11 protein-coding genes and 1 riboswitch are annotated in these 12,569 nt (G+C 42.1%); of the genes, 5 read left to right on the top strand and 6 right to left on the bottom strand.

Annotated features, from left to right (window positions below):
• Nucleotides 1-2 precede the first annotated feature (2 nt).
• The 4 genes from Xind_RS14670 to Xind_RS14655 all read left to right on the top strand — a co-directional run bounded on the left by Xind_RS14670 (nt 3) and on the right by Xind_RS14655 (nt 5,426).
• Nucleotides 3-1,739, top strand: coding sequence for an ATP-binding cassette domain-containing protein (locus Xind_RS14670; protein WP_187650345.1), 1,737 nt, complete (start codon nt 3-5; stop codon nt 1,737-1,739).
• The gene (locus Xind_RS14665) at nt 1,736-2,914 is read left to right on the top strand and encodes an ABC transporter permease (protein ID WP_052189600.1); all 1,179 of its coding nucleotides are present in this window, start codon (nt 1,736-1,738) and stop codon (nt 2,912-2,914) included. Before Xind_RS14670 ends, Xind_RS14665 begins: the two co-directional genes overlap by 4 nt.
• Before the next feature lie 11 nt (nt 2,915-2,925).
• Nucleotides 2,926-4,032 (top strand): ABC transporter permease, encoded by a 1,107-nt coding sequence (locus Xind_RS14660; protein WP_047682970.1) that lies wholly within the window; start codon nt 2,926-2,928, stop codon nt 4,030-4,032.
• Nucleotides 4,033-4,400: 368 nt separating this feature from the next.
• Nucleotides 4,401-5,426 (top strand): hypothetical protein, encoded by a 1,026-nt coding sequence (locus tag Xind_RS14655; RefSeq protein WP_047682972.1) that lies wholly within the window; start codon nt 4,401-4,403, stop codon nt 5,424-5,426.
• Nucleotides 5,427-5,625: 199 nt separating this feature from the next.
• On the opposite strand, the gene Xind_RS14650 is transcribed toward Xind_RS14655, so the two are convergent.
• The 5 genes from Xind_RS14650 to moaA form a co-directional block, all read right to left on the bottom strand.
• Nucleotides 5,626-6,336: a Bax inhibitor-1/YccA family protein gene (locus Xind_RS14650; protein ID WP_047682973.1), complete on the bottom strand. Its 711-nt coding sequence runs from the start codon at nt 6,334-6,336 to the stop codon at nt 5,626-5,628.
• Nucleotides 6,337-6,535: 199 nt separating this feature from the next.
• Nucleotides 6,536-6,997, bottom strand: a complete 462-nt coding sequence (gene moaE, locus Xind_RS14645; protein WP_047682976.1) for a molybdopterin synthase catalytic subunit MoaE — start codon at nt 6,995-6,997, stop codon at nt 6,536-6,538.
• Between the two features lie 2 nt (nt 6,998-6,999).
• On the bottom strand, nt 7,000-7,245 hold the full coding sequence (gene moaD, locus Xind_RS14640; protein WP_047682978.1) for a molybdopterin synthase sulfur carrier subunit: 246 nt from the start codon (nt 7,243-7,245) through the stop codon (nt 7,000-7,002).
• Nucleotides 7,242-7,721 (bottom strand): cyclic pyranopterin monophosphate synthase MoaC, encoded by a 480-nt coding sequence (moaC, locus tag Xind_RS14635; RefSeq protein ID WP_047682982.1) that lies wholly within the window; start codon nt 7,719-7,721, stop codon nt 7,242-7,244. Before moaC ends, moaD begins: the two co-directional genes overlap by 4 nt.
• A gap of 32 nt (nt 7,722-7,753) precedes the next feature.
• Nucleotides 7,754-8,752: a GTP 3',8-cyclase MoaA gene (gene moaA / locus Xind_RS14630; RefSeq protein WP_187650359.1), complete on the bottom strand. Its 999-nt coding sequence runs from the start codon at nt 8,750-8,752 to the stop codon at nt 7,754-7,756.
• Nucleotides 8,739-8,933: riboswitch (molybdenum cofactor riboswitch) on the bottom strand. Its footprint overlaps the gene before it by 14 nt.
• Nucleotides 8,934-9,212: 279 nt before the next feature.
• Here moaA and Xind_RS14625 point away from each other — a divergent pair.
• Complete coding sequence (locus Xind_RS14625; RefSeq protein ID WP_047682985.1) at nt 9,213-10,121, top strand: gluconeogenesis factor YvcK family protein; 909 nt, start codon at nt 9,213-9,215, stop codon at nt 10,119-10,121.
• Nucleotides 10,122-10,201: 80 nt separating this feature from the next.
• On the opposite strand, the gene uvrB is transcribed toward Xind_RS14625, so the two are convergent.
• Complete coding sequence (gene uvrB / locus Xind_RS14620) at nt 10,202-12,235, bottom strand: excinuclease ABC subunit UvrB (RefSeq protein WP_047682987.1); 2,034 nt, start codon at nt 12,233-12,235, stop codon at nt 10,202-10,204.
• Between the last annotated feature and the right edge of the window lie 334 nt (nt 12,236-12,569).

The following is a 12,569-nucleotide window of genomic DNA, read 5'->3' as shown; positions in this document are numbered from 1 at the left end:
ATATGACCAGTTCAGAATATACGATAAAACTGAACGGCGTGGAGAAAACTTTTCCAGGGTTAGAAAAACCCGCTGTATCCCATCTGAATGCAGAAATCTTCGGGGGTTCTGTAACGGGTCTTGTCGGCCCGGATGGAGCAGGAAAAACCACACTGATAAGAATGTTGGCAGGGTTATTAAAACCTGATAGTGGCAATATTGAAATCATGGGGCTGGATCCCATTAAAGACAGTATTGAAGTACGTTCTGAGCTTGGCTATATGCCGCAAAAGTTCGGTCTGTATGAAGATTTAACCGTATTAGAAAATCTCAATTTGTATGCTGATCTCCGCGGTGTACTCGGAGAAGAACGAAAAACCACCTTCCAAAAGTTACTGACCTTTACTGATTTAACACGTTTTACTGACAGGCTGGCAGGTAAACTCTCTGGCGGAATGAAACAAAAACTAGGGCTTGCCTGCACATTGGTCGGCAGCCCAAAAGTGTTATTGCTTGATGAACCCGGTGTCGGCGTAGATCCCATTGCCCGGCGGGAATTATGGCAGATGGTGCATGAACTCGCTTCCGATGGAATGTTGATTTTATGGAGCACCTCTTATTTGGATGAGGCTGAGTTATGCCCTGATGTTTTATTACTGAATCAGGGGGAATTACTCTATCGCGGCCAACCACAGAAATTAACCCAAGGTATTGTCGGACGCTCTTTTCTGCTTGATATCGAACCTGACTCACGCCGAAAAACACTGCAACATGCACTCACCTTGCCACAAGTGACTGATGGTGTGATCCAGGGTAGATATCTCCGTTTAATTTTAAAAGCGGATGCAGATAAAGATGAGTTACTTCAGCAACTAGGTTTACCCGATGTAGAAATGCTGGATGCCGAGCCACGTTTTGAAGACGCCTTTATCGACCTCTTAGGTGGTGGCCCTTCCCACCGCTCAGAGCTGGCAGAAATCATGCCTCAAATCCCACCGAATCCGACAGAAATCGTGATAGAAGCCCGTAACCTGACGAAAAAATTCGGGGATTTTGCGGCGACAGATCAGGTGAACTTTCAGGTGAAACGCGGGGAGATTTTCGGTTTACTGGGACCAAACGGAGCCGGGAAATCGACGACATTCAAAATGATGTGCGGATTAATGCTCCCTACTCACGGCAATGCGCTGGTACTGAACATGGATTTAAAAACCAGTTCAGATAAAGCTCGCCAGCGTCTCGGTTATATGGCACAAAAATTTTCACTCTATGGCGACTTAACTGTAGAGCAAAACCTGAAATTCTTTTCCGGTGTTTATGGTTTGAGTGGCCGCCATCAGCAGAAAAAAATGACAGATATGATCAGTGCTTTTAGTCTGAGACCCATTCTGCACCAAACTACCGACAGCCTGCCACTCGGCTTTAAACAGCGTCTTGCCCTCGCCTGCGCCCTGATGCATGAACCGGATATTCTGTTTTTAGATGAACCAACTTCGGGCGTTGATCCACTGACTCGTCGTGAATTCTGGCTGCATATCAACGGCATGGTGGATAAAGGTGTGACTGTGATGGTAACGACACATTTCATGGATGAAGCAGAGTATTGTGACCGTATCGGGCTGGTTTTTCGCGGAAAGTTAATTGCAGCAGGTACGCCTGATGAGCTGAAACAGCAAGTATCGGCCACTGACCGCCCTAATCCTTCAATGGAAGATGTTTTTATCGATCTCGTGGTGAATTATGATAAGGAGCCGCAATGAGTGACATTGAACAGAATCATCCTGCTTCTATTCCCTCTACTCAAAAAGCAGTCAGTTTTTCATGGCGGCGATTAAAAGCACTTTGTATTAAAGAGAGCAAACAGATTATCCGCGATCCCAGTAGTACCTTAATTGCTGTGGTTATTCCACTCATATTACTGTTTATTTTTGGTTATGGAATCAACCTTGATTCCAGCAAACTTCGCCTCGGAATTTTGATGGAGCAACAAAGCGAAGATGCCCGCGAGTTGGTGCACGCATTTATAGGATCGCCTTATATCGATGCCACAATCAGCAATGATCGCCAACTTTTAATCAATAAAATACAAGCGAGTGAAATCCGCGGCATTATTGTTATTCCGGTTAATTTCGATGCCCGGCTTGCTCGTGTCGGCGATCATGCTCCGATTCAGGTAATCACAGATGGTAGTGAACCCAATATCGCCAATTTTGTGCAAAGCTACGCTAAAGGTATCTGGCAAATCTGGTTACAGCAACAAAGTCAGGATCGTGGAGTTTCAACGACTCCATTGATTGATATGCAAGTTCGTTATTGGTTTAATCCTGCCGCTATCAGCCAACATTTCCTAATCCCCGGTGCTATTTCAATTATCATGACAGTCGTTGGCGCAATCCTTACTTCTCTGGTTGTCGCACGTGAATGGGAACGCGGCACCATGGAGGCCCTTCTGTCCACCCAAGTTACCCGAACCGAACTGTTGCTTTCTAAGTTATTGCCTTATCAGGTTCTGGGCTCTTTCGTTATGGTGCTTTGCATGGTATTCGCTGTGTTTATTATGGGCATTCCTTATCATGGTTCCCTCTGGGTACTCGCTTTGATTTCCAGCCTGTATCTTGCTACAGCTTTGGGAATGGGATTATTAATTTCAACGGTCACACGCAATCAGTTTAATGCCGCAATGATTTCCCTGAATACCGCCTTTTTGCCAGCAATTATGCTATCCGGCTTTGTGTTTGAAATTAACAGCATGCCAGCTTTGATTCAGGTATTCACTTATATCGTTCCTGCCCGTTATTTTGTCAGTAGCCTACAGACGCTATTTTTAGTAGGTAATGTCGGTACTGTTTTAATCACAAACTTATTGTTTCTGATTGCCAGTGCCATCGTGTTTATTAGCCTGACTGCATGGAAAACCCGCCGGCATCTGGATTAAAAGGAAAGAACATGTTTCATCGTCTATATACACTCGTCATGAAAGAATTGCAGTCTCTCCTGAGAGATCCTAAGACACGAGCCACGCTGATCTTACCCGTGATCTTCCAGATGAGCCTGTTTCCGTGGGCTGCTACGCTGGAAGTAAAAAACGCTACCATTGCAATTTATGATGAAGACAAAGGACGGGCTTCCATTGAATTAACCCAACGGCTGGCTAAATCGAAAGCCTTTCCTGATGTTATTATGTTGAACAGTTCACAAGAAATTCGTCCAACATTGGATAATCGTGATGCCCTGTTACTGGTCCGTTTCCCACAAAATTTCAGTGCCCATCTCGCCAGCCAAACCCCTACTTCAATTCAAGTCCTGCTGGATGGACGTAATTCAAACAGTGCACAAATTGCCGCTAATTACCTTCAACACATTGTAATGGATTACCAGAAAGAATTACTGGGTAATGCACCGGGACTCAATAACAGTGAATTGATCATTCGTAACTGGTATAACGCCAATCTGGATTATAAATGGTTTGTCGTTCCATCTTTGGTTGCCATGATAACGACCATTGGTGTTCTTATCGTTACTGCCCTTTCCGTTGCCCGTGAAAGAGAACAGGGAACATTGGATCAATTACTGGTTTCCCCGCTGACTACCTGGCAGATTTTTATTGGCAAAGCCATTCCAGCGTTAGTCGTAGCAACGATTCAGGCAAGTATCGTTTTATTGATTGGAACATTGGGTTACCAGATCCCTTTCTCCGGTTCATTGTTATTATTTTATGGTTGTATTCTGGTTTATGGATTGTCGCTGGTTGGGTTTGGCCTCCTTATCTCCGCCATCTGTTCAACTCAACAACAGGCTTTTATCGGTGTGTTTGTGTTTATAATGCCAGCTATTTTGCTCTCTGGTTATATATCTCCCGTCGAAAATATGCCAGTCTGGTTGCAAAACATAACGTGGATAAACCCAATCCGGCATTTTACTGATATAACCAAGCAAATTTATTTAAAAAGTGCTGATTTTTCAGTTATCTGGCATAGTTTATGGCCATTATTGCTGATTATTGTCACTACAAATGGAATCGCTTATCGGTTATTTCGGAGTAAGATTGCCTAACGGCAGAGAAGTCGCCTAATAACCATTTTTCCATCCTATGAGTTGATACGCGGATTTTTTCTTCTACACTAAAAGAAGAGAGGTGAATATCTTCTTATTTTTCTTTTAGTAGAGTCTTTACTTTTCAAGTTGCCTTTTTGTTGGCAGTGATCGTTCACCCTAGCCACTGTAGATTCTATCTATGTTTCCAGGGATTCATTCCCTTTCTGCTGCAACGTAACTGTTTCCTCAGCTAAGTTACCAACGGCATAAGAACATAATTAACATATGATTAAAGGAGATTTATTTGTATTTCCATTTGTTATACAAGGATTTTAAACTAATTTATTATTACAAATAATAACACCATGATCTAAGAGGATAGTTTTATGGATAATATTAAAAATATTAATCAATCTTCTGATTGGCATGGATTAAATGATCTTAAAATAAAACTTTGTTATATAAAAGAAGGTAATAATGCTAATATATTTGCTAACTCAAGAAATATGGTTGCGGTCATCATCCAAGTACAACCAACTGATATTTCAGGTAATACTATATCCATTTCGAGCAAATTAATTTCAGAACATATTTATCTAGTTGACTATAATACAGAAGAGAAACTTATTTATAATGCACAAGAAGATGACAACTTTACTTGGTCATATACCAATGAACCCAACGAATTTACAGCAATATCAGAAAATTCATCTTGTATTAAACAATACCAACATGATAAATCAGAAAATAATGTAATTTTATATATATATTGTTCACCTAAAGTGGAGAATCAAGCTAAACAGATAGCTGTATCAGTTAATGCCCCAAAAGGTAAATACTCTACTGCTCATCAGGAAAAAGAGGGAGCATTTATCCAATTAACACCGAATAATGAAATATATTATCACATGTCCGATCTAGAAATAAATGAAGAACTTATCGCAACTCATAATGAACGGGAAGACTACTTCTTCTGGAATCAATTCAATACATATGTATCTCTTAAGCCAAAAGATCAATGTGGGGAACGGAATATTATAAAATTAAAAAATGTCGGCGGTGCACTCGATTCTGTTCATCAACTCTATCATATAAATGTCGGGTATTTTCGTTATTATGCACATTTTCTCTGGTCATTAGGCGAACATACGACCGTCTCCGTGGGCAATACTAAGTGGTTTAATTTAGATATTCCACATCCTATAGATATAGAAATTAGACAAAAAGCTAATGCTCTTTGTTTTACCGTCATTTTCATGGGATTCGATTCCATTGGTAAAACACAAGATACTTGGTACAACATGTATATAAGTATCTATGACCAATTCGGTAATAATGGCATGTTTGATGTCGTACCAAGGAATGATAACGACCACGAGAAAATTAAAATTCATCTTAGAGATCATGAATAATCATTAATTACCTTGTCTATAACAAAACAAAATTCGCTCACCAATTTCTTATATTAATCTCTTTGACAGATAATTAATTGTTTCAAATTCTCGGTATTCGTTGTAGTCCAAACTGAAGAAAAATCCTTATATTGAAAGCCAGTAGCAAAAGACCCTGCCAAACAGGGTCTTTAATATTTTAGGACAGAAATCGCAGTAATTAACGACGATCACCCAGAATACGCAGCAACATCAGGAACAGGTTGATAAAGTCCAGATACAGCGTTAGTGCACCAGTAATGGAGTATCTACGCAGGTTCTCTTTATCATTGACATCCAGTTCAGCACCCATTTCTTTCAGTTTCTGAGTATCGTAAGCAGTCAAACCAGCAAAGATCAGAACCCCAATATAGGTAATGGCCCACATCAGAGCCGGACTTTTTAGCCAGATATTGACCAGAGAAGCCAATACAATACCGATTAGCCCCATAAACAGGAAACTGCCTAAACCGCTCAAGCTACGCTTCGTGGTATAACCATAGACACTCAGTGCACCAAACATCGCTGCCGAAATAACAAAAGTGCTGGCAATAGAGCTACTGGTGTAAACGACAAAAATACTGGATAACGTCAGCCCGGTTAGCATGGAATAGAGCATAAACAGCCCTGTTGCCAGAGCACCACTCATTTTATGCACCAGACCAGACAGCACAAACACCAATGCAAGTTGTGCAATGATCAAGCCATAAAATACGATAGAGTTACTGAAGATGGCAGATAAAATTTCTGGCGTATTTGCCACATACCATGCAACAAATGCGGTTAACAACAGACCACAAGTCATCCAGCCATAGACTTGCGCCATATAAGTTTGTATACCTGAACCAGCTTGCTGGACAATCGAACCACTAGAACGTTGATATCGGTCCATGACGAGTACCTTTTATGACAATGTTTAAGGGTTAAGACTGTTAAAAATAAACAATCTATTTCAAATGCTATACATTAGCATAAAACATGAACAAAACCATCTGCCAATTAATGACAATTTTAGTGACATATTATTTCTTTACCCAGTTTTAGAGATAGTTCGCAAACTACTCCACTAATGTATTTTTTCTGACTTTATATCATTGAGTTAACCAACGACTGGCTGCTTCCCGATCGCTTTCCTTTGCTTCCACCCAACGCTCTCCATCAAAAAGGAGTTCTTTTTTCCAGAAAGGAGCCTGAGTCTTCAAATAATCCATCAAAAATTCAGCCGCAGCAAAAGCCATGCTGCGATGGACACTGGTTACGCCGACAAATACAATTTCATCCCCCGGATATAACTTTCCAATACGATGAATAATGTTGATACGTTGTAATGGCCAACGCTGGCGAGCTTCCTCAGCAATCTTCTGCAACATGTTTTCCGTCATGCCCGGATAATGTTCTAATATTAACGCCCGGACATTATCGCCAAGATTGTGGTTACGCACCTTGCCTGTAAAGGTCACGACCGCACCATCTTCATCACACTGTGCCAGCCATTGGTATTCTGCTCCAACATTAAATACCTCTTTCTGGACACAAATCCGTGTATTTTTCACGCTTATCCTCCTGTAACAGGTGGAAAAAATGCCACTTCATCACCATCACGCAGAGGATGTTCAGCATGAACAAAAGATTGATTCACAGCTACCAGCAATTTGCTTTCTTCCAATGCCAATTTCCAGCGCTCGCCTTTTTCAAGTAGTGCCTGACGAAGATGGGCCACCGTTGGATATTCACTGGACACTTCAAGATAATCGGTTCCCACCAACTCACGGATTTGAGCGAAAAACAGAACTTTTATCATTTTTCCACCTTAAAATTTCCCGATTTTCCACCACTTTTTTCCAGCAAACGTACAGACCCGATAACCATATCTTTTTGTACTGCCTTGCACATGTCGTAAATTGTCAGTGCTGCTACGGAAGCGGCTGTCAGAGCCTCCATTTCCACCCCGGTTTTGCCTGCCAGACGACAACAGGATTCAATTCTGACGCGGTTATGTTCTGTTTGTGCCTCTAATTGAACCTCAACTTTGCTGAGTAACAAAGGGTGACATAAGGGAATTAATTCCCAAGTCCGCTTCGCTGCCTGAATGCCCGCAATGCGGGCCGTTGCAAAAACATCCCCTTTGTGATGATCGCCGGCCATAATCATAGCCAGCGTTTCGGCCTGCATTTCAACAAAAGCTTCCGCTCTGGCCACACGCACAGTTTCTGCTTTGGCAGAAATATCCACCATATGAGCTTCACCCGCAGTATTGATATGAGTTAATTGGGACATGCTTGCTCCTGAAAATAAATTAAGCCGTTAAATTAACCGCCAATAAAAGAAAGGTTAGGGGTAATGCCACTGTTCCCCTGATGCAGAAAATGCGTTTCACGTTTATGACGCAACCCGCCCTGAATACGTAATTTCAAATCATTAAGTGATGTGTCATCGGATAATAAATCACGTAACGGGATCCCCTGCTCTCCAAACAGGCACAGGTGAAGATTGCCAATAGCGGAAACACGCAGGCGATTACAACTTTGGCAGAAATCTTTTTCATACGGCATGATCAAGCCGATTTCTCCCTGATAGTCTGCATGCCTGAACACCTGAGCTGGCCCGTCACTACGTGTTCGCGGCTGTTGCTGCCAACCTTGTTGAAGTAAACGATGCCGGATCACCTCACCAGAAAGATGATGGCGTTGGAAAGTTGCACTCCCTTCTCCCGTTTCCATCAATTCGATAAAACGCAATTGAATTGAACGGTGCTTTATCCAATCAAGAAAAGCTGGCAGGCTGGTATCATTGATATTTTTCATCAACACCGAATTAACTTTTACTGTGCTGAAACCCGCTTCAAAGGCCGCATCAATGCCACGCATAATCTGGAAAAATTTATCCTGTCCGGTAATAGCGTAAAATTGGCGGGGATCGAGACTATCTACACTCACATTGATTGCTGTAAGGCCGGCTTCTTTCCAGCGAGCAACTTCACGCTCCATACGGTAGCCATTAGTCGTGACAGCAATTTTTTTAATCTGCGGATTTTCATGCACCGTCGCAATAATATCGCAAAAATCACGGCGCATAGTAGGTTCTCCTCCGGTCAGACGAATCTTCTCTGTACCAAGCTCGGAAAACGCACGACTGATACGACGGATCTCCGGCAGGGTCAGAAATGATTTGTGTTCCCTGGAGGGAGAGCTGTTAGGTTGGTAACCGTCGGGCAGGCAATAGGTGCAACGAAAGTTACATACATCAGTAATCGATAACCTCAAATAGTAAAACTTGCGGGAGAACATATCTATGAGTTGTTCCACTATAACACCTTCCAATCATGGGGGATGCAGGCATTTCTGTCTTGCACCCTGGTGACTCAAGAGCCACGGCCAAAGCATCATATCGGTGTGGTATCCATTTGACAGGGCTATTTATGGTAGAACTAATTAGTAAAAAATTACACAACAAAGACTTAGATGCAGAGGCTAGGGGTTAATTTCAAACTTGGTCATCATGTAAACTATTACGTGAATAACCAAGCCTTAGTGTGGATTCTAACGCTTAAATCAATAAAAAGCTAACTTCGACACCGATATATATCTTTATATACAAAGAGTTAATAAACATCATCAACATCAAACTGTTGTCGGCTATTCATTCTATTTATGTAGAAAAATAGTTGATAAAAATCGCATAAAATCATGGCAATTGCTCAAAACGTCATACTTTATGATAGATTACATAAAATTTATTCAATTGCATTTATTCAGTAACAGGAACCCTATGCGAAACCGAATATTAGCCGATTTGGATCGTGTTGTTGCCCTCGGAGGTGGTCACGGACTTGGGCGCGTCATGTCTTCCCTCTCATCTCTCAGTACCCGACTGACTGGTATTGTCACTACAACAGATAATGGTGGCTCAACCGGAAGAATAAGACGTTCCGAAGGAGGTATCGCTTGGGGAGATACCCGCAATTGCCTTAATCAGTTGATTACGGAACCTACTGTTGCTTCAGCTATGTTTGAGTATCGGTTTGGTGGTAATGGCGAGCTGGCAGGGCATAATCTGGGTAATTTGATGTTGAAAGCGTTGGATCATTTAAGTGTCCGGCCTCTTGAGGCGATTAATCTGATCCGCAATCTACTGAAAGTGAATGCTCATCTGATCCCTATGTCTGAACAATCTGTTGATTTAATGGCCGTAGATGATCAGGGAAATACAGTGTATGGTGAAGTGAATATTGACCAACTAAATTGTGTCCCGCGAGAGTTAATGCTTTACCCCCATGTTAACGCTACTAAAGAAGCACTGGAAGCAATTGAACAGGCTGATTTAATTCTAATCGGCCCCGGTAGTTTTTTCACCAGTCTGATGCCGGTATTACTGTTGGAAGATTTAACTCAATCCTTGCGTCGCAGCAATGCCAATATGATTTATATCGGTAACTTAGGGAAAGAACTCAGTCATGCTGCCGCTGATCTCTCATTGAAAGATAAACTCGCTATGATAGAGAATACGATTGGTCGCAAGATGATTAATGCAATCATTGTTGGCCCATGCACAGATACCAGCAATTTGAATGACAGGATTATCACACAACAAATTTTGGAAGCTCAGGATATTCCTTATCGTCATGATCGCGAATTATTACGACAAGCGATAGAAGAAACGTTGCAAAAACTGGGGTAATTCATTCGTTAGTAGCATATGTTACAGATTACATAGCTAAATTGCCGATGGAGAGTGATTATTTCACTCTCCATTTCAATTTAAGAATTGACAATAAACTGTGCTCTTAATGCCTGAACCTGATCACGCACGTTAGCCGCTTGTTCAAATTCAAGATCCCGGGCATATTGGTACATCTTTTCTTCCAATTCGCGGATTTTACTCTCCAATTCTTTCGTTGAGAGTTTTTGGTAATCATCCATCCCCAAATCTGCTTTACCTCTGCTTTTGCTCTTAGTTCTCCCTTTACCATTAACAGGTTGACCAAGTTGCAGAATATCACCGATTTTTTTATTCAACCCTTTTGGTGTAATACCGTGCTCTTCATTAAACGCCTGTTGTTTAGCACGACGACGTTCTGTTTCATTAATTGCTTTCGCCATGGAATCGGTAATTTTATCACCGTACAGAATCGCTTTGCCATGCAGGTTACGCGCTGCACGCCCAATTGTCTGGATCAAAGAACGTTCTGACCGAAGGAAACCCTCTTTATCGGCATCTAAAATTGCAACTAAAGAGACTTCCGGCATATCCAAACCTTCACGTAACAAGTTGATCCCAACCAGTACATCAAATTCTCCCAGGCGCAAATCACGGATGATTTCCACCCGCTCAACGGTATCAATATCAGAATGAAGATAACGCACCCGCTCGCCATGCTCCTCCAGATATTCTGTCAAATCCTCCGCCATACGCTTGGTCAGAGTGGTTACCAGCACACGTTCATTTTTTGCTGCACGGGCACGAATTTCAGATAATAAGTCATCAACCTGAGTCGCAACTGGACGAACTTCAACCTCTGGGTCAATAAGACCCGTTGGACGCACCACCTGTTCAACCACTTCATTACCGGATTTCTCCAGTTCATAGTGACCGGGTGTTGCCGATACATAAATGGTTTGTGGTGCCAGAGCTTCGAATTCTTCAAAGCGCATCGGACGGTTATCCAACGCTGATGGTAACCGGAAACCATATTCCACCAGTGTCTCCTTACGAGAACGATCCCCTCGATACATACCACCCAATTGTGGAATAGTGACGTGGGATTCATCCACAATCAACAAACCATCTGCTGACAGGTAATCGAATAAAGTCGGAGGCGGTTCCCCCGGAGCACGGCCGGACAGATAGCGGGAGTAGTTTTCAATCCCAGAGCAATAGCCCAGTTCATTCATCATTTCCAGATCAAATTGGGTTCTCTGGGTTATACGCTGTTCCTCCAGCAGCTTATCTGAAGCCAGAAGAACTTTACGTCTCTCATCCAGCTCAACTTTAATATATTCTATCGCCTGGAGGAGACGCTCACGTGGTGTTACATAGTGAGTTTTGGGATAAACAGTATAACGGGGAACATTATATTGCACCTGCCCTGTCAACGGATCAAACAAAGAAAGCCGTTCTACTTCATCGTCAAACAATTCAACACGCAACGCATGTTCATCTGATTCAGCAGGAAAAATATCAATCACTTCACCACGTACACGGAAAGTTCCTCGCTGGAATGCCTGATCATTACGCGTATATTGCAACTCTGCCAGACGACGCAGGATAGAGCGCTGATCTATTAACATCCCGTTAGTCAGATGCAGCATCATTTTCAGGTAACTATCGGGATCACCCAAACCATAAATTGCAGAAACAGAAGCAACCACAACAACATCCTTTCGCTCCAACAAGGCTTTTGTTGCAGACAAGCGCATCTGTTCAATATGCTCGTTCACAGATGCATCTTTTTCGATAAAAGTATCAGAGCTAGGCACATAAGCTTCTGGTTGATAATAATCGTAGTAAGAAACGAAATACTCTACTGCATTCTCAGGAAAGAACTCCTTCATTTCGCTATAGAGCTGAGCCGCCAACGTTTTATTCGGAGCCAAAATCATCGTTGGTCGATTCATATTTGCAATAACATTGGCTATCGTGAATGTTTTGCCTGATCCCGTAACCCCCAATAACGTCTGATGGGCAAGACCATCTTCCAGCCCATCCTGTAATTTTCGGATAGCTTCTGGCTGATCCCCGCCAGGCTCGAAATCAGAACATAACTTGAATACTTTGCTCGTCTCTTTACTCATCTTCCACCCGATATCATTGCATGCCTATATACTCATCTTTCAAGTTACAACTTTACTGACTGCACGTTGAAATCCATCACGTATATATGCTAACCAAAACGCCCTTATAATACTGGATAAAAAACCAGCTTCAAGTAGATCAGCAAAATAATATTGTCCCCAATTCAAAAGTTGTACCCGACAGACGTTAACCAAGAGCAGAAACAACCGTAAGGTGATAATAACAATTAGTTAACATTAGTTGAGGCTATTTTTATCCCCAGATAGCGATTTTACTTTTTCCTATTTTCATTGTAGCTACTGAAATGATAAAGCAGAGAATGATCAAGAGGCG

The organism is Xenorhabdus indica (assembly GCF_014467235.1).
Lineage (GTDB): Bacteria > Pseudomonadota > Gammaproteobacteria > Enterobacterales > Enterobacteriaceae > Xenorhabdus > Xenorhabdus indica.
This window is presented reverse-complemented; position numbering and strand designations above follow the sequence as displayed.

Coding starts and splice junctions, on each gene's coding strand:
- Xind_RS14655 (WP_047682972.1), top strand. CDS start 4,401: ATGGATAATATTAAAAATATTAATCAATCTTCTGATTGGCATGGATTA.
- Xind_RS14625 (WP_047682985.1), top strand. CDS start 9,213: ATGCGAAACCGAATATTAGCCGATTTGGATCGTGTTGTTGCCCTCGGA.
- uvrB (WP_047682987.1), bottom strand. CDS start 12,235: ATGAGTAAAGAGACGAGCAAAGTATTCAAGTTATGTTCTGATTTCGAG.
- Xind_RS14650 (WP_047682973.1), bottom strand. CDS start 6,336: ATGGACCGATATCAACGTTCTAGTGGTTCGATTGTCCAGCAAGCTGGT.
- Xind_RS14670 (WP_187650345.1), top strand. CDS start 3: ATGACCAGTTCAGAATATACGATAAAACTGAACGGCGTGGAGAAAACT.
- moaC (WP_047682982.1), bottom strand. CDS start 7,721: ATGTCCCAATTAACTCATATCAATACTGCGGGTGAAGCTCATATGGTG.
- Xind_RS14665 (WP_052189600.1), top strand. CDS start 1,736: ATGAGTGACATTGAACAGAATCATCCTGCTTCTATTCCCTCTACTCAA.
- Xind_RS14660 (WP_047682970.1), top strand. CDS start 2,926: ATGTTTCATCGTCTATATACACTCGTCATGAAAGAATTGCAGTCTCTC.
- moaD (WP_047682978.1), bottom strand. CDS start 7,245: ATGATAAAAGTTCTGTTTTTCGCTCAAATCCGTGAGTTGGTGGGAACC.